General features: G+C 54.3%; 18 protein-coding genes. 15 read left to right on the top strand and 3 right to left on the bottom strand.

The window, feature by feature from the left end:
* The first annotated feature begins 143 nt into the window (after nucleotides 1-143).
* From Pla22_RS20205 to Pla22_RS20185, 5 genes are all read left to right on the top strand, one after another.
* Entirely contained in the window at nucleotides 144-533 is a 390-nt protein-coding gene (locus Pla22_RS20205; RefSeq protein ID WP_146516516.1) for a hypothetical protein, read from the top strand.
* Nucleotides 534-1,710: 1,177 nt separating this feature from the next.
* Nucleotides 1,711-2,187: a Clp protease N-terminal domain-containing protein gene (locus tag Pla22_RS20200; RefSeq protein WP_146516515.1), complete on the top strand. Its 477-nt coding sequence runs from the start codon at nucleotides 1,711-1,713 to the stop codon at nucleotides 2,185-2,187.
* 539 nt (nucleotides 2,188-2,726) lie between these two features.
* Complete coding sequence (locus tag Pla22_RS20195; RefSeq protein WP_146516514.1) at nucleotides 2,727-3,086, top strand: S1 domain-containing protein; 360 nt, start codon at nucleotides 2,727-2,729, stop codon at nucleotides 3,084-3,086.
* A gap of 126 nt (nucleotides 3,087-3,212) precedes the next feature.
* A complete protein-coding gene (locus Pla22_RS20190) occupies nucleotides 3,213-3,551 on the top strand; it encodes a hypothetical protein (RefSeq protein WP_146516513.1) in 339 nt (112 codons plus the stop codon).
* A gap of 41 nt (nucleotides 3,552-3,592) precedes the next feature.
* Nucleotides 3,593-4,060, top strand: a complete 468-nt coding sequence (locus Pla22_RS20185; protein WP_146516512.1) for a hypothetical protein — start codon at nucleotides 3,593-3,595, stop codon at nucleotides 4,058-4,060.
* Nucleotides 4,061-4,407: 347 nt separating this feature from the next.
* Here Pla22_RS20185 and Pla22_RS20180 read toward each other — a convergent pair whose 3' ends face one another.
* Nucleotides 4,408-4,629, bottom strand: a complete 222-nt coding sequence (locus tag Pla22_RS20180) for a hypothetical protein (RefSeq protein ID WP_146516511.1) — start codon at nucleotides 4,627-4,629, stop codon at nucleotides 4,408-4,410.
* Nucleotides 4,630-5,362: 733 nt separating this feature from the next.
* Here Pla22_RS20180 and Pla22_RS20175 point away from each other — a divergent pair.
* The 4 genes from Pla22_RS20175 to Pla22_RS20160 all read left to right on the top strand — a co-directional run bounded on the left by Pla22_RS20175 (nucleotide 5,363) and on the right by Pla22_RS20160 (nucleotide 9,361).
* Nucleotides 5,363-5,674, top strand: a complete 312-nt coding sequence (locus Pla22_RS20175; protein WP_146516510.1) for a hypothetical protein — start codon at nucleotides 5,363-5,365, stop codon at nucleotides 5,672-5,674.
* A gap of 975 nt (nucleotides 5,675-6,649) precedes the next feature.
* Nucleotides 6,650-7,432, top strand: a complete 783-nt coding sequence (locus Pla22_RS20170; RefSeq protein WP_146516509.1) for a hypothetical protein — start codon at nucleotides 6,650-6,652, stop codon at nucleotides 7,430-7,432.
* Between the two features lie 18 nt (nucleotides 7,433-7,450).
* Nucleotides 7,451-7,954: a hypothetical protein gene (locus tag Pla22_RS20165; RefSeq protein WP_146516508.1), complete on the top strand. Its 504-nt coding sequence runs from the start codon at nucleotides 7,451-7,453 to the stop codon at nucleotides 7,952-7,954.
* A 930-nt stretch (nucleotides 7,955-8,884) separates the two neighbouring features.
* Nucleotides 8,885-9,361 carry a hypothetical protein gene (locus Pla22_RS20160; RefSeq protein WP_146516507.1) on the top strand — a complete coding sequence of 159 codons (477 nt, stop codon included), beginning with the start codon at nucleotides 8,885-8,887 and terminating at the stop codon, nucleotides 9,359-9,361.
* 88 nt (nucleotides 9,362-9,449) lie between these two features.
* Here Pla22_RS20160 and Pla22_RS26015 read toward each other — a convergent pair whose 3' ends face one another.
* Nucleotides 9,450-9,677, bottom strand: coding sequence for a DUF1660 family phage protein (locus tag Pla22_RS26015; protein ID WP_390620287.1), 228 nt, complete (start codon nucleotides 9,675-9,677; stop codon nucleotides 9,450-9,452).
* 203 nt (nucleotides 9,678-9,880) lie between these two features.
* On the opposite strand from Pla22_RS26015, the gene Pla22_RS20155 reads away from it, so the two are divergent.
* The 5 genes from Pla22_RS20155 (at nucleotide 9,881) to Pla22_RS20135 (ending at nucleotide 13,061) form a co-directional block, all read left to right on the top strand.
* Complete coding sequence (locus Pla22_RS20155; protein ID WP_146516506.1) at nucleotides 9,881-10,252, top strand: hypothetical protein; 372 nt, start codon at nucleotides 9,881-9,883, stop codon at nucleotides 10,250-10,252.
* Nucleotides 10,253-10,329: 77 nt separating this feature from the next.
* On the top strand, nucleotides 10,330-11,088 hold the full coding sequence (locus Pla22_RS20150; RefSeq protein WP_146516505.1) for a hypothetical protein: 759 nt from the start codon (nucleotides 10,330-10,332) through the stop codon (nucleotides 11,086-11,088).
* A 162-nt stretch (nucleotides 11,089-11,250) separates the two neighbouring features.
* The gene (locus Pla22_RS20145) at nucleotides 11,251-11,757 is read left to right on the top strand and encodes a hypothetical protein (RefSeq protein ID WP_146516504.1); all 507 of its coding nucleotides are present in this window, start codon (nucleotides 11,251-11,253) and stop codon (nucleotides 11,755-11,757) included.
* A 96-nt stretch (nucleotides 11,758-11,853) separates the two neighbouring features.
* Nucleotides 11,854-12,378, top strand: coding sequence for a hypothetical protein (locus Pla22_RS20140; RefSeq protein WP_146516503.1), 525 nt, complete (start codon nucleotides 11,854-11,856; stop codon nucleotides 12,376-12,378).
* A 122-nt stretch (nucleotides 12,379-12,500) separates the two neighbouring features.
* Nucleotides 12,501-13,061: a GNAT family N-acetyltransferase gene (locus Pla22_RS20135; protein ID WP_146516502.1), complete on the top strand. Its 561-nt coding sequence runs from the start codon at nucleotides 12,501-12,503 to the stop codon at nucleotides 13,059-13,061.
* A gap of 786 nt (nucleotides 13,062-13,847) precedes the next feature.
* On the opposite strand, the gene Pla22_RS20130 is transcribed toward Pla22_RS20135, so the two are convergent.
* Nucleotides 13,848-15,308, bottom strand: coding sequence for an IS4 family transposase (locus Pla22_RS20130; RefSeq protein ID WP_146516501.1), 1,461 nt, complete (start codon nucleotides 15,306-15,308; stop codon nucleotides 13,848-13,850).
* Between the two features lie 184 nt (nucleotides 15,309-15,492).
* Between Pla22_RS20130 and Pla22_RS20125 the strand changes: the two genes are divergently transcribed.
* Nucleotides 15,493-15,849 carry a hypothetical protein gene (locus Pla22_RS20125; protein ID WP_146516500.1) on the top strand — a complete coding sequence of 119 codons (357 nt, stop codon included), beginning with the start codon at nucleotides 15,493-15,495 and terminating at the stop codon, nucleotides 15,847-15,849.
* The last annotated feature ends 179 nt before the right edge of the window (nucleotides 15,850-16,028 follow it).

Raw genomic sequence — 16,028 nt, 5'->3', positions numbered from 1 at the left:
AACTCAGCAATTTAGCTTGACCCGAAAGATGAGCCAACGTCACAATTGGGCAAATGACAAACTTGTGTGTAACAACAAAGTCCGTCCCCCGTGATGTCTCCCGTTACCCGACTGATGCACTCCCAACAAACCTGTCGGCTCCGTTGCAACATTCGCCATACCAACCGCCAACTGAATCATCAGCCGCCGCAGACCCTGTCGTGTTCGACGGCGATCCACTCGAAAACCCGCGTTTGCTGGTCTGGGTGCTTCGTGTGCTGTCGCTTTTGCTCGTCCCGCTCGGTTTGCTTTCGATGCTTGGGGCGCTCAGCCTTCTCACTGCCGACACCTCAAACCCGGAACTCTACGAACTGTTCATCGTGCCTGCGATGGCGTGTGGCCTTTCGGTTCCCGTCTTGCTCGTTTCTGTTTTCGTTTATCGTAAGTGCTTACCGGACATTTCGCTGCCTGACCGTATTTGGTTTAATGGGTGGGCGGTTTTGCCGTGGCTTGGGATGGGGCTATCCATCCTAAGCGGGTTCGTTCGTGCTTGAATTCACCACGGCGGGTAACCATCGCGTGAACCGGAGAACGCGAGCTGAGCGAATTGGCCGTTAGAGACTTTTCCGCGCGTTCCCGGTTACGCGTAACGTTATCCGACTAAGATGTTCTTAAGTACGCCTTCAAACACCAACAGTGAGACGCAGTGATTCGATCGCTTAGGTTTCGCAACGCATTCATTATCTTGCTACTGGCCGGGCCGTTCGCTGTACTTCCCTTCCTCACCTTGATGCCTACCTTTTCGGTATCATCTGCTGCCTGGCGGAATGTTCCACGTACTCCATGGCGAATCGCCGTATCAGTTTCGGTTGTCGCGGCGTTTCTACTCACCATACCGAAATCTCCCTTCTTCGTTGGGCTAGATCGGCCGATCCCAGTTCCCATTTTCGAAGCATATGCAGACACTAGTAATGCGTTTTTTGACTTAGTGGCAATGCAGTGTTACTTATTGAATGCTGCTCTAATTGCTAGTTTCGCCATGCTGCCCATCAATGCTATCCACACCTATTCAAAAATTCGTTCAGGCTCATCGAACGGATAACCAAGGGTTGCACACGGAGCGGGCGTATATCAATCGTTCGCTTCGCTCTGCCAACTCTCTACCCGCCCGGTGAACCCGACCGTTATCCGACTGACGTTCGGAAGAGCATGACAAACGAACCGAAGTCAAATCAGTATGGAATCTGGCATCTACTGTTCATGACATTGGGACTCGCCGTCGTTTTTGCACTCGGTCGTCTCGCGGGTGCTTACGCATCGTTCGCGGTTGTTGCATGCCTGTACGCTTTTGCTCCATGGCTTGCCGCCCCTGTCTCAAGAATGGGATCGACAAGAATGATACGATACGTCATCGCGACTGCTTTCCTCATAGTTTTGATGCTAGTTGCAATGATCTATTCGAGAACGTCTGCCGAACCGGACGTAGCTTCGAATGTAATTTTTGCATCGACCATCCTTTGGGGACCTCAAATTGCTATCCTGTATATGCTACGCGCTGCGCGGAATGCTGGCTTGCGATCCGCTGGCGTACATCTAAATACGTCTCGCAAGTAAATACACCCGGATAACCATAGGTTGCACACGGAGTCGGGCTTGCGAGCGTTTTCAAGTGGGTAATCAACTCTCCCGACCCGGTGAACCTGGACGTTATCCGACTGAAATCCGACTTCAATGACTATCGACGATCAACGCATTGACGCAATCCTTGCGATTTCTCGGCCAGAGCGTGCGACTGACCGCTCGCGAACGTCTATTCGCCTTGCTGTCGAATCTGCAGATGAGTTCGCCGACTCGTGCGTTGACTCATGCCACATTCTTTGCGGTCTATTTCGCGAGGGTCAGGGTGTTGCATCGCACATCCTCCGTCGACAATTCGATATGACCCGCGAATCGCTGGATGCGGCGATGGTTGCGCGGTCACGCATCGACAATCCAGACGAACGTGCCATCGCGCCCGACGTGAAAATCGTGATGGATTCAACGCTAGACTTTGCGACTCGACTGAATCACTCCTACTTTGGCACCGAACATTTGCTTGCCGGGGTAATTGCGTCCTCCACGCAGTCAGCCACACTGCTCGAAACGCTCGGGCTGACACATGACGCTGTCGAACATGAAATACTTGGTTTACTCGGACACCTCACGTAGATCCAGGGTGGCGGATAACCATCGCATGCACACGGAGTCGGGCTTGCGGCCGTTTTCAAATGGAACAATAACTCTCCCGACCCGGTGATGCGGGACGTTATCCGACTGGGCGCGTGGAGCTGCGCGGCCCCATGTTCGATGATTGATGCGCCCGACCAATGCTCGATAATCGGTACGCTACCTCGATTTTAGTTGATTGGTGCGCTCGGCTCACTCCATACATCTACACGCTCAAACTTGCTTGACTGACTCGACCTTGGTACGATCACACTTCGACGGGTGTCACCCACGTGGGCGAAGTCCAGGCTGGCGGCGTCCCGCCGTTATCTTCTGCTCGCGCAGCCCATGCCCAACCAAGCGTGGCGACGTTCCGTCGTTGTTTTCCGCTCGCGCGGCCCATGCTCGCTGGCGGTCCGCCTCGCATCCATAATCGCGGATAACCAACGCATGCAACGGAGCGTCGGTGGTCCGCGGCTTTCTCTGCTTGCAAGATTACTCCCGACGCCCGCTGATGCGAACCGTTATCCGACTGAAATGGAATGATCGAAAACCCGCTCAACCGCATTGACGCCGACTGGGAGGAACTGGTTCGAGAGCACTTCGCCACGCAGCCACTCCGCGATGCACCGACTCACAACACACGCGTTACTGGCATTGTGATCGCAAACGCTCCCAACGGAGTCTTGGTGGATATCGGAATTGGTGTTCCGGCACTTTTGGACAACTTGACGATTACGGACGACGCTCCTTCGGATACAATCCCACATTGGACCAAGCCAATCGGTGCGACTATCGTTGCGCGGGTTGGTGACGATTCGTTGCCAATGTTACGATTGCATCAGTACAATGACGACTGGACGCCAATGAAACCGCCGTCCGACATGGTGGACGGCGGATAACCAACGGTTGCAACGGAGCGGCGGTGGTTGCCGTTTTTGTTTGCTTGCAAGTCTTCACCCGCCGCCCGCTGAACCGAACCGTTATCCGACTGAAATGACTTTACCGCACTCGTTCTGTGCTTCGACATGAACTCGTTTCGACGACCTGGAAAAGCCATTCATACCCGGCGTAGCGACTGGCAGTCTTGGATTGCTGCCAATGCTGACCTTGTGACAGCCTCCGGCCTGCCTGCCGCCGCCATCGACACAGAAGACTCGTGGTGGTACTTCATTGACCGAACTTACACGCAAGCTGGTTGCCTTGGCACTGACATTTGGTTCGGGGTTGATTTCATGACGATTGATCAACGTCGGTCCTGCATGCAACTCGTTGACCGATGGATTGCAGATCGAGCATCTGATCTCGATTCAGATGGCATCCGCCATATCCGCCGGATGTTTGGGTTCGCGAACGACTGCGGATAACCATCGCATGCACACGGAGCCGGGCTTGCGCGATATCACAAATGGAAAACCAACACTTCCGGCCCGGTGATGCGGGACGTTATCCGATTCAAATGAACGAACGACCGCTGCAGATTTCGCTGAATTCCATCATGCTCACGACCTTAGGTGCGGCAGCATTGTTTCTTCTGCTGCGGACGTCCGGTATTGCCGCTGCTTTCCTCGCGCTGACATCACCATTTTGCATCGCAGTTTGGTTTCGCCGGAAGTTACTTGCAACGCGATACATTGGTGCTGTGCCAATTCGATTGCCCTTGTTCCTGACGCTGTTTTTCATGTTCTACCTCGGAATGCTCGGCCCCTATTCACTGCTGATGTTTCGTGTCCTGAAGCACATCGGCGATGGGCCGATGTATGTTGCCACGGTTGCCCCACTGTCTCCAGTCCTACTTGCATGTCACACCTTTCCGTCCCTTCGGGGTCCTTGCGACTTGTACCTTGAATCTTGGGATCGACGCTGGCATCATTGATCCAACCGTACGGATAACCATGCCATGCACACGGAGCACGGCTTGCAAGATTTCACAAATGGACGCCACACTCTCCGTGCCCGGTGATGGCTAACGTTATCCGACTTAACGCGGGCTTGTGACGCCACGATGTGCTCGGTCGTGAGACGCTGGCGACTAATGGCCGACCCGAAGGCCAGTTCGGCCGTGTTGTGTTTCGCAACGTCGAGCACGCTGCGGTGATTAACTCGATGCTAGTCGGTCCAAAATCATCCATGCTCGAACTCCGCTTCAGCGCTTTTTCGTCTGCTTGTCATTCCGGTCGCGACGTACCGAATGGCTGGCGATCCTTCTTTGGCCACGTTGGTTCATTGATCGCCGACCATTCGGAACGTCGCGACCTCCAAGGCGGTGCCAGGTGCGCGGTCGCTTGCGGCTGTTGCCGTGTTGTCCACGATCACTCCGCTGTCGCCCGCCGGAAACGAAGGGAACGTCGCCATCATCATCTTTGCCCATTTCTTCGCGGCAAGATGATGGCGACGTACCCTTCGCTTCCTTGTCCCTTTGATCACGACGTTGCCGCGATGCACAGCCTGACCTATATTCCACGGAACACTTCTACCCCTGATTCATTGGCTACGGGCCATGGCGTATAACCATGGCATGCACCGGAGTACGGCTTGCGCGACTTCGCAAATGGTTGCCTTTACTCTCCGTACCCGGTGATGCCTGACGTTATCGCTCCCTAGTATTGACCTGCGAACGTTTCGCCAGCGGCGATGGCTCATCTGTTTGATGGTTGCTGTCACCCAAGGGGGCGAAGGCTGTTCCGACTCAACCGTTTTGGTCACTCCGATTGCACGCCGGTTAGCTGTTTACACTCGTTTGGTGGCACTTTGATTTACCGGTCCCCCACGCGGCCAAACCCGCTTCACCTTACAAGCTTGTCCTTGGTCGTGATGTTAGACTGTGTCGTAGTGCTACCTTTGCGAATGGCTCTGACAAAGGCGATAACCAAGGGTTGCACTCGGAGCGGGCGTGTGTCGATCGTTCGCTTCGCTCTGCCAAACCTCTACCCGCCCGGTGAACCCGGTCGTTATCCGACTGAAGACCACGCATGAAGCTGCCAACATGAACTTCAAGAGCCTTCGACGTTTTTCGCTACGCTTCGTGATCGCTTTCGTAGCACTATTTGCGATCGCCTTTGCTGTCCTCTCATTTCGTCACCGCGATCTGCATAGGCACCGCGTGGCAATTGTCGAACTCCAACGACTTGGTGCCCGTCTTAACATGACGAACCCCAAGAGTAGAGTAATCGGCTCCATGGATGAAGCTGTGGGTGAATGGTATCACAAGCCGCTAGCAGTTCCTGTTGCTTACGTTCCGCAGGTTGGTTTTGACAACCCAAACTTGACAGAGGATGATGTCCGCGAGATGGTTCCCCACCTGAAGGCTCTGCTGCCTCTATACGGACAGAATATCGCCGGCGAATCATTCATTGCTCTTGATATTAACAATTCACCTTTGATGACGCCCTCATTTTGCGCCGAACTTAAGTCTCAATTGCCCGGTTGTCGTTTCCTGGGCAACCCAAAATCCAAGCCAGGACCAAGTGCGTACAGCCCTGGATACTGAAGCCACAACTGCGGATAACCATCGCGTGCACACGGAGGCCCGTTGGTACGGTTTTACAAATGGATACTCAACTCACGGGCCCCGGTGACGCGGGCCGTTATCGCTCCTTGGTATTGACCCGCGAACGTATCGCCATCGGCGATGGCTCATCTGTTTGATGGTTGCTCTCACCCATGCGGCCGAAGGCTGTTCTGACTTAACGATTTTGATCACCGCTTGAACGTCTGTAGCTTGCTTACACTCATTTGGTAACACTTTGATTTGGCGGTCTCCTCAATCACTCGGCCAATCCCGCTTCACATCACAAGCTTGCATTCGGTCCTGATGTTAGACTGGGTTCTAGTGCCACCTCTGCGAATGGCTGTGAAAAGGGCGATAACCATGGGTTGCACTCGGAGCGGGCGTGTGTCGATCGTTCGCTTCGCTCTGCCAAACCTCTACCCGCCCGGTGAACCCGGGCGTTCGCCGACTAAGAACTACGACACACGGCATTAATGCTGATTCCGATTAAACCCCGTCACCGGTGTCCTTCGTGCGGCGTCCCGCAAATCGCCGACTGCTACCTAGCCGCACTACGGGTACCGATCATTGGACGCCGACGCCCAAAACACTATTGCCCGTCATGCAATACGCACATTTGGTACCAGGCTAAACGGTCTATTCCTCTGTTGCTGGCTCGCATTATCGCGGTCACGTTTTTGCTGACCTGGGCACTCAGTATTCACCGAATCATAAGTATACAACTCAGCCTGTATTTTTGTACTTGCGTTTTGCTGGGGGTTTTGCTCATGCTAATTGACATGTTGCGTGGGGCCGTAGTCGCGAAGCCGAGCACTCTCTTTCGCAGGTAAACGAACTTGGGACCAAGATCGCGGCGAACCAAGACATGCACGGGAGGACGGCTTGCGCGGTTTCTGAAGTGGAAAGTTTTTCGTCCGTCCCCCGTGATGTCTACCGTTACCCGATCGAAATCAAATGCTCGCATCTCTGGCGCTAACGATCATCGTTTGCTACATCTGGATCGCTTGCGATCCATGGATGCAAGAGGCGTTCCTCGTCTATGGCCGAGCGTTTTGCGCTGCAATCGAGATGAAAGCGTGGGGCATCATGTTTCGCTGTGGCTGGCGTCTTTTAGTCGTGCTCACTGTGATTGTTTCCGTGCTCGGTTTTGCCGCGGATGCGGTATTGATTGACCCGGGTGACATTACGCGTCCGCTCGCATTTGCCTGGGCAACTCTCGTAGTGTTCGCGGTTGCCCTATTACCTTGGCCCTTCGTAATTGCTGCATACCGATACCGCCGAGAAATTGACGGATTTGTCGACGAACTCTCGCCCATTGCAGTGCGAATTGCTGGCACGACTGATCTTGACGATACCTTTGATCCCGCACATTACGAGAACGATGGCGACTGGATCGCCTGGCATCCAAGCACTAGCGAATTCAATGCTGCCGACAAAGACTCGGTTTGGCGACGGATTGCTCCGGTTTTCTACACTTCCCCTTCACATCCTGGCTCTGTCGTATTCGCAATTGACTGGTCTAGCTTTGCCGTTTGGGGTAACCTACCGCCGCTTCCACCTGTTGGGTGCTACTTGTCTTTTCGCGGCCCCGGATCGACTAAGTTCCGGCACCTGAGTTCGCGTAGATCGAAAACCCAAGCCAATTGCTGGGTGATTCGCGCGGACATGGACATGCACCAAGAAGCGGGTAACCAAGCCGTGCACCGGAGCGGCGGCGTCGCGTTGTCTGATGGTTAGCTTTACACTCGCCGCCCGGTGACGGCAAACGTTCTGCCACCGACGGAAATGACGAAATTCACGCTGGCTTACGAACTCCACGACCACGGTTGGGCAACTGCAACCCTTGGCAACGACGACGTTACCGTGGAAATGACTGTCTCGTATCTACACGACACATTGCGAGAGCTTGCAAATGCTGCCTACCACCTGTCGCGTGGAACGGCGGATCGAATGGTCGTGTTTATGGACGAACCGGGCGAACACCAATTCAAAATCACAAGACTGGACGATGGCGACTGCTCATATTGCGTTGACTGGTATGACGATTGGCACAGCTGGGGCATGAAATCTGTCGGCGATGGATACCCGAAGCGAGTCACGCAGGGCATCGTGTCCGCAAGACGATTTACACAGCAGGTGCATACAGTGCTTTGGACTTTGTTTGACGACTTCGGAATTGACGGGTACAAATCTCGATGGGGTGAACATGACTTTCCCGAGGCCGAAATGAGGCGACTTTCGGGTTTGTCGCAGCATTGAACGTGCAATGAGGGCAGAACAAAGCGTTGGACGCGGAGCCGCCGATCGCGTCGTTTCTGAAGTCAATGTTGACTGGCGGCGGCCCGGTCAACGCCACCGTTATCGCTCCTTGGTATCAACCTGCGAACGTTTTGCCAGAGGCGATGGCTGATCGGTTTAATGGTTGCTGTCACCGACGGGGCCGAAGGCTGTTCTGACTCAACGATTTTGTTCACTCTGCTTGAACGTCGGCCGTTTGGTAGCACTTTGATTTGTCGTGTCCTTTGTCATAGTGTCAATCCCGCTTCACCTCACAATCTTGTCCTTGGTCGTGATGTTAGACTGGGCTCTAGTGCTACCTTTGCGAATGGCTCTGAAAAAGGCGATAACCAAGGGTTGCACTCGGAGCGGGCGTGTGTCGCTCGTTCGCTTCGCTCTGCCAAACCTCTACCCGCCCGGTGAACCCGGTCGTTATCCGAACGGGCGTTACGTAGACCAGAGGGCACACCTTTATGACTCAGGCAGACCTGTATTCTTTTCCCGAATTTGCGGACAAGATTGTCGGCTTCTACTGCGGGACTGCCCAATACAGCGTTGCTATAGTTTCTCCACGACCTGTACTGCAAGCTGGGCGGCTTTTCCTAACTGGCTCTACCGCTCCACGCGAACCCTCAGGCTGGGACGATGGCCTCGTAACCGCAATCGCCTGGGATACAGTATCCTCTTATGCCGTGTTCGATGACCTTGACGATTACATGCGCCGTATGGGAACCCCTTCAGAAAGGGCATCGGCGAAACCCAAGCGCTGACGATACCGTTCGGTCTTGCCTTGGTACCTGGCATCGCCATGGCGGATAACCATGGGTTGCACACGGAGTCGGGCTTGCGGGTATACTCGAGTGGATCGCCGAACACTCCTGACCCGGTGAACCCTAACGTTATCCGACTCAAATGCCCATCCTGACCGAAACACAGCCAGGTGACTATGCCGCCGCCTTAGAGGCGGCGATTGGGAGCTGGTGGTATGCCCTTACCTTTCTTTTCCCCGGCTTGGTGTACCTTGCACCTGCTGCAATGCGATGGCGACACATACTTTGGTTAATCCCTTTAGCTTTCCTAGCTTCGTGCGTTGGGTATCTTGTGTATTGGCTCTCCATTGACTGGGCGTTGATGGATTATTACCGACGAACTGGCTACCTTCCCGCCGGTGACACGTGGTACGTCTTCATGCCGTTTTTCCGGGGTCTCCCTAACGCGTTGGTCGCGACAACAGCTTGCACCCTAGTTGGCTGGGTGGTATCTCTTCGTCGTGGGCGATCACTGCATGTGCGTTCGGATTCGCCCTCAGAGAACGAATTTCCGCCTCTCCGTAAGACCTCTGCTAATCCCTACGAACCACCTTCTGTCGCATCCCATACCAACGGATAACCATGGTATGCACCGGAGCCGGGCTTGCGGGCGTTTTATGATGGTTGCCTTTACTCTCCCGGCCCGGTGATCCCGGTCGTTCGACGGATCACGCTTGCACGATTGCCCGTCGATTCATCCCTCCACAATGGCTACACACCATCGCGTCATCGTCATCTCTGATGATTGCATGTCCACAATCGGGACAATTGCAAACGTCGTCCTCGTTCGCCGCGACGATTCGGCAACGCTGGCAACTGCCAACGCCTCTTGCTCTGTCGGTTACGTGCAACACGCCCCACTTGTGGCCGAACAACCAGCATAAAATCTCTGCCATGTGACACGTCGAACAATGTGATGCACGGGAGCCGGACTTGCGTGCGTTTTCAAATGGTTAGATCACTGGTTCCGGCCCCGTGATCACAAACGTTATCCGACTGAAGCATTACAATGCAACTCGACGACGACATAATTGCACCGCCTGCGCCACCGTACACATACTTGGGCGTGGCGGAATCCATACTGACTGGTGTAAAGATAATGTCCGAGCATAGCGGACCGGGACTGGCGTTTCCGCTTGCTGCTGCCCACACGCTTGAGTGCGCCCTAAAGGCATATCTTTCGCGCGACGGGAACGATGGCAGGCTCAAGGAACCCAATCTTCGGCACAACATCAAGCGATTGTGGGAAACTTGTGTTAATGAAGGACTTGATCTCCCGGATCCCCCGCACTGGGCGCTTAACCTCTCTGGCATTCACGACAAGCCATACTACCTTCGCTATTCGACTGGCGTTCATGCGATCGCCACTCCGGCCCCGGGCCCAACGGCAATTGCACTCTCCGACGTTGTTGCGAAGGTCCGGGACGCCTTGCTTGATTACAGAAAAGCCCCTGAAACACGTTCGTCGTAAGCGGATAACCAAGCCATTCACGCGGAGCACGGCTTGCGAGTTTTCACGAATGGATGCATCACTCTCCGTGCCCGGTGATGGCAGACGTTCTGCCACCAAAGGTGAACCCGTCTCAACTTGATGGTGTCATCAAACGCATGTCGACACAGCCAATTATTATCGGGGAAACAAATGGCATCCTTGCGTTGCCCAAAGCTGCAATGCGCAACGCGGACAACTGGACACAACGCGATTCCGACATCCTTGCTCACCTAATTCAGGTGCAGGGCCAAATCCAGCGGAGCCGCTGGAACAAGGCGGACATCCGATTCACGACACAGGGCGACGAGTTGCTCGATCACTCCTTTCCGGAGTTTGAGGACTTTGTATTCGCTGCAGTCTATTTCCGGCAACTAATCGCCGACAACGATCGACTTCTGAAAGATGCGGTTTCGCGCTACTGTCGTTTCGTTGACTGTTCTATTCGATCATCCTGGGTGCGTCATGAACTCAGCTGTTTTAACAAGGCGCTAGCGGGAAACCCATGGCCACTGGATTGCTGCTCGACGCGTGAGCTATTTGATGCATTCATGTACGGCGCGTCACTGCTACACAAGATTCCGGTCGAGAGCGACGCCGCACGAAAACGGTTTCTCGACATATACGACGGCCAACCTCGTGTCAAACTGCTCTATTCGTTTCACGGTTCGCTCAAACGTCTGATGAACAATGTTGGACGCATCACCGTTGTTGTTTATCGCGACTATTCGCATTGGCTGACGGACTACAATCTGCCTGCACCCGACACGCGTTGGCATGACCGGCTATTCGCTGTTCCGGAGAAGGCAGAACCATGACATGCACGGGAGGACGGCTTCCGCGTTTGCTCAGATGGATGGTCAACTTTCCGTCCCCCGTGATGTCGGTCGTTACCCGACAAAGGAAAAGCTCACATCGGACACACTCCTCGTTCTCGTCACGCGGCGCTCCTGATTTCTTGCGCTGTGTTGTTCGCCATCGTGGCCCAGAGCACCTCGACTTACGAGTCGATCGAGCCACGACTCGCAAATGCGACTCAGGGAACGATCGAGTACGGGTGGCCAATGACATGCTTTGTTGGGAACATCGAGGTCGAAGCCATGTTCTACTCAACTGGACCTCGCCAGCATTGGGCCGCTACATCCGGTGGCCGAGTTTCACCGCTGGGCCTTGTTTGTAACATCGGTGTCGCGTTACTCCTTACAACCGCAACGTACCAAGCACTCTGTTGGGTATTTTCATCGTTTCGCGGAAAACTCTCGATAGCGACGCTACTGGGATTGCTTGCGTACGTAGCTTTTCTGTTTGCGTTTGAGGCGGTCGACAATGTACGGTTATTCGATATAAGCCCAATGACCAGGGAGTTGCTGATCGAAACACACATTTTCGAGTACACTGAAAGACTTGTTTGGGCCTCACTTTTCGTTACGTGCCTATGGCTCCCCAACGCTGTGGGGCGACGCATTTACACTGGCAATCGCGGGTAACCATCACATTCACCGAAGTCGGGCTTGCGAGATTTTTCAAATGGAGCATCGACCGTCCCGACTCGGTGATGTGTAACGTTCGTCCATAAAACGTTCATGCCACTGCCACTCGACAACAATCGTTGGAACTCGCTCAAGACAGCGTATAACACGCCAGCAACGGATGTCGTTGAATGGCTCGCTACAGCATACCGTTATGGCATGACTGACGAATTACTCGGTGACATCATCAATGACGTTCAGCATCAGGGTGATACTTCGGAGGCAATGTATCCGACCGCATCCCATCTGTTGGTACTTGCCGAAACCTGTGATGGAAGCATTGCCCTGCAAATGATCATTCAGGCTGGGCTGACTTGTGCATCCTCTCAATCCGAGACTGCTGTTCCCTGTCCACCGGACCTTGAATCAGAGTTCGCAAACACGAACGACCTTGGCCGAAGGATGGTCTTGTCGCAACTTGTAAATGATCATGACTTCGATACCTTTAAATACTTGCTCGCCGCCCTTGGTGGCTTTTCCGGTCACGGTCGATTCGGCCGAATAATCGAGGGCTTCGATCTATTCGAGAATCAATTCCATCATGCGTTACTCGATGAACCGTTTGACGATGAACTGTGACGCAGGATGGACGAACCATGCCATGCACGGGAGTGGCGGTGGCCAGCGTTTTCTGAAATCAAAGTCAACTCCCGCCACCCCGTGATGGCGGTCGTTATCCGACATAGGAATCAACAACCCAGATGGACGATGGCCTTCCACTCCAGTCGCCGCGCGTAACGCTTCGTAGGCTGACCTCGGACGACTCCTTGCCGTTGCTGGCAATCTACGGCAACCCGCAGACTGCCAAGTTTGAGTTCTGGCCTGAATGGAGTGAGGGTCAAGTCGCCGACTTAATCCTATCCCAATCAGATATCTATCTTGGTGACCCTGGTGTTCCGTTCGTGCTCGCATCCGTAGATCGCAATTCTGGCGTCCTTATTGGCTCGATTCAGCTGACGTTAACTAGCGTCGAGGATCGCCAAGGCGAACTTGGGTTCTCCTTTAACCCCGAGTTTTGCGGACGGGGGCTCGCGACTGAATCTGTGCATGCGGCTCTCGGCTTTGCATTTTCCCGAATGGGGATTCATCGCATTTTCGCCGGAGTCGATGCCCGGAACGAACGGTCCTGGCGACTTATGGCTCGGATCGGAATGCGACGCGAAGCCCATTTCGTGCACGCAAACCTCATCGACGGCGACTGGGCCGATGATTACACTTATGCAATGCTCGAAAGCGAATGGTCACCAATGCACAGCGGATAACCAACGGTTGCAACGGAGTGGCGGTGGTCGCCGCTTTCGTTTACTTGCATGGGCACTCCCGCCACCCGCTGAACCGAACCGTTATCGGACTGAGTTCACATTAGCAATCTTGACTACGTAACGAAGGTCTTTTCCGAGGCAAACCCAAGGAAGAACTCGCTCGCCGCCGCAAAACTTCGGAACCTTGGGGCCTCCGGTCACACGTTTCTCCCCGCTGTGTTTCGCATGTGCCGAGAGATCGACCTGGATGGTGATATCGACAAGCGAGACTACGGATTTTTGCTTGCGGCGGTTCGCTCCATTGGATGCGTAATTTGCGATTCAGGGTTTGAGGCATCCGACGCTTTGCATCAAGACTTCCTTGAATGGACGCTAAACCTAACAGATCGTAGCGACAACGAACTTTGCGCAATTGCAACTTGGGCATTGGGTGATCTTGGGGTTCCGCCCGAAGTTGTTCGGACGCGTCTAACTGAGCTTCTACAATCAACACGCCGCAAGGCTGATCACGAATTGACAACTTGTCGCTCTATTGCATTTCGCATGCTCGCTAAAGTAGACCGCAAAGCCGCGTCAGATTTCGTAAGCTCTGATGCATGCAAGGAGTATCTAGCTTCAATGGATCACTGGCTGACGGAATACCCAAACAACCTTGAGCGAAGAGCCGAATTGCTTGCAGAGGTCGCTTGGCTGCACAATAATGAAGACCGATAACCAAGCCATTCACACGGAGCACGGCTTGCAAGTTTTTACAAAATGGAAGCCACAAGGTCCGTGCCCTCGTTGTTACACACATCTTTGATTCGCTCCAGGTCCGAAAGCGAGCCAGCACGTTGCCATGATGTGCATGGCTTGCAAGCCGATCCACATTGATTGAGGGCCTGGAGGCCCGGTGTTCTTACGGTTGATGTAACCGCCCAGTTCCGCAACGATCTTGGTCATCTCCATTAGCGTCGGAGGCTTGCGAGGTGGGCGACTCTTGCGAACCACCTGCCACACGCTCTTCCACTCAGCTTCGCTATAAACCCGCTCGCATGATTCTTGAGCGTGCGAACGACTGACCCGGCAGACGTAGAGGCTTCGCCACGCGATGATCATGTACAGCGCCAGCGAGGGCAGGAAGCGGTCAATGTGCTCGAAACGACGTGACTCAATCTTGCAGCCACTCTTGAGTACTTTGAAAAAGATCTCAATCATCCAACGCATCAAATAGTACGCAATCACAAGTTCCGCTTGTTGGCAAGTCTTGATCGGCAGGCTTGTCAGCAGCAAGCATTCGATAGGTTCATCGCGTTTGCCCGGGCGGGTTTCGCGAACCAAGACCGCATTGACAGTGACTCCGTCGTAGCGTCCGGCGCGGGGATCGTTGAGCGTGATCTGACCGCTGTGTATTGACACCTTCACCTCACGAGACTTCCGATCGGCTTTGCCGGGACGATGCTTGATCGTTTCACTGCCCCAGGCGGTTCGGGCGCGAATGTCAAGGGTTTGTTGATAGAGAGCTTTTCGGCCTGCCAGTTCTTCACGGATCGCAATCGTTTGGTCTCGAAACTTCTCCTTGTTCAAAACACGGCTTCCGTCGATTCGAATGACCCAGTCGAAGTCGCTTTGGCTGCGGCAATAGTCCAACACTTCGGTGATATCGCATTCTCGATCAGCCAGCATCACGAGCTGAGTTTTTGGGCACTCGTTCTTGACCTCCGCGCAGTGCTGCGACGTGGTCAGCCAACGATAGGTCTCCTTCTCTTCAAACGGTCTTCTTTGGATTTGAACCCGCTTTTCACTTGAGCCACGTTTGGCTTGAGGCTTGCCCGATTTGGGCTCCCGCGTCCAGGCTTCCGCCGCGACACTCCCCAGCGGTGTGCCGTCGGGCGTGAAAGCATGCAGCAGATGCATGAAGGCTCCGCTACGTCGACCGTGCGCCATCGGTCCGGCACCCTCGACTTCACTGCTCGGCCGAGTCAGGTCCAATTCCGTGGTGTCCTGCACCAACAACGCGACTCTCTGTTGCCTGAGCCGGGCGTAGGTGGCGTCTATGTGGGGTGCTAGCACTTCTTCGAAGCCGACTTTGTCGTTGTCGAAAAAACGATACGCGGCGACCATCTCGGCCCGGTCGTGGCAGGCTGCCGGGATGCTCGCCGTTGAGGATTGGGAAAGCGTATCGAGCAGTTCGACCAAGCGACGCTCAAGTCGCTTATCACGAAGATCAGCCGTTTCCATTTCATCCATGACCCACTGACTTGCCATCGCCTGACACCTCCGTGACCAAACAACCTATCCATCCGTGACGCGAACTCAGCAATTTAGCTTGACCCGAAAGATGAGCCAACGTCACAATTGGGCAAATGACAAACTTGTGTGTAACAACAAAGCCCGTCCCCGCTGATGCGTAACGTTATCCGATGGAAATGCTCGTCACTGCAAGCCATGCATGATCCATACTGATAGCCCGGTTGCAATCCTCTTTGTCGGCGCGCTGCTGATTTACGGCGTCGTAGTTGCACCACTCAGGCATTCGACTGGGCTTCAACCTCGGCCCTCCAAGGTTTTCGCCTTGGCTATCGTGTTGGCGTACATCGCCTATTTCCGATCTGCGCTGCCTTTGCTCATCTGCCTGTGGCCTGTTTCGCTCATCTGGTTCCCTGAGTACTGGGGCCAATACACCGGATACTTACGCGGTACGTACATCGACGAACGCTCCCCGCCGATCCTCATATCGCTGCTTGGCTGGGCCTTTCTCGTGCCGCTTCCACTTTTGGTCGCGTGGGTTTCCGATGTTGGATTGTGATAAACTTACGGGACCTACACACCTTGGTATCTCTGCTCGGTTCATGCGGACGGATAACCACGTGATGCACGCGGAGTCGGGCTTGCGAGTGTTTTGCCAATGGTAAGATTGACTCTCCCGACCCGGTGATCACACCCGTTATCCGAACGGGCGTTACGTAGACCAGAGGGCACACCTTC

The sequence above is a fragment of the Rubripirellula amarantea genome (assembly GCF_007859865.1).
Lineage (GTDB): Bacteria > Planctomycetota > Planctomycetia > Pirellulales > Pirellulaceae > Rubripirellula > Rubripirellula amarantea.
The sequence above is the reverse complement of the archived record's forward strand: the minus strand, read 5'-3'. Positions and strand labels throughout refer to the sequence as shown.

Bases quoted from the DNA above. Each gene is read 5' to 3' on its own strand.
- Pla22_RS20200 (WP_146516515.1), top strand. From the start codon at position 1,711: ATGACTATCGACGATCAACGCATTGACGCAATCCTTGCGATTTCTCGG.
- Pla22_RS20195 (WP_146516514.1), top strand. From the start codon at position 2,727: ATGATCGAAAACCCGCTCAACCGCATTGACGCCGACTGGGAGGAACTG.
- Pla22_RS20190 (WP_146516513.1), top strand. From the start codon at position 3,213: ATGAACTCGTTTCGACGACCTGGAAAAGCCATTCATACCCGGCGTAGC.
- Pla22_RS20185 (WP_146516512.1), top strand. From the start codon at position 3,593: ATGGAAAACCAACACTTCCGGCCCGGTGATGCGGGACGTTATCCGATT.
- Pla22_RS20175 (WP_146516510.1), top strand. From the start codon at position 5,363: ATGGATGAAGCTGTGGGTGAATGGTATCACAAGCCGCTAGCAGTTCCT.
- Pla22_RS20170 (WP_146516509.1), top strand. From the start codon at position 6,650: ATGCTCGCATCTCTGGCGCTAACGATCATCGTTTGCTACATCTGGATC.
- Pla22_RS20160 (WP_146516507.1), top strand. From the start codon at position 8,885: ATGCCCATCCTGACCGAAACACAGCCAGGTGACTATGCCGCCGCCTTA.
- Pla22_RS26015 (WP_390620287.1), bottom strand. From the start codon at position 9,677: ATGGCAGAGATTTTATGCTGGTTGTTCGGCCACAAGTGGGGCGTGTTG.
- Pla22_RS20155 (WP_146516506.1), top strand. From the start codon at position 9,881: ATGTCCGAGCATAGCGGACCGGGACTGGCGTTTCCGCTTGCTGCTGCC.
- Pla22_RS20150 (WP_146516505.1), top strand. From the start codon at position 10,330: ATGGCAGACGTTCTGCCACCAAAGGTGAACCCGTCTCAACTTGATGGT.
- Pla22_RS20140 (WP_146516503.1), top strand. From the start codon at position 11,854: ATGCCACTGCCACTCGACAACAATCGTTGGAACTCGCTCAAGACAGCG.
- Pla22_RS20135 (WP_146516502.1), top strand. From the start codon at position 12,501: ATGGACGATGGCCTTCCACTCCAGTCGCCGCGCGTAACGCTTCGTAGG.
- Pla22_RS20130 (WP_146516501.1), bottom strand. From the start codon at position 15,308: ATGGCAAGTCAGTGGGTCATGGATGAAATGGAAACGGCTGATCTTCGT.
- Pla22_RS20125 (WP_146516500.1), top strand. From the start codon at position 15,493: ATGATCCATACTGATAGCCCGGTTGCAATCCTCTTTGTCGGCGCGCTG.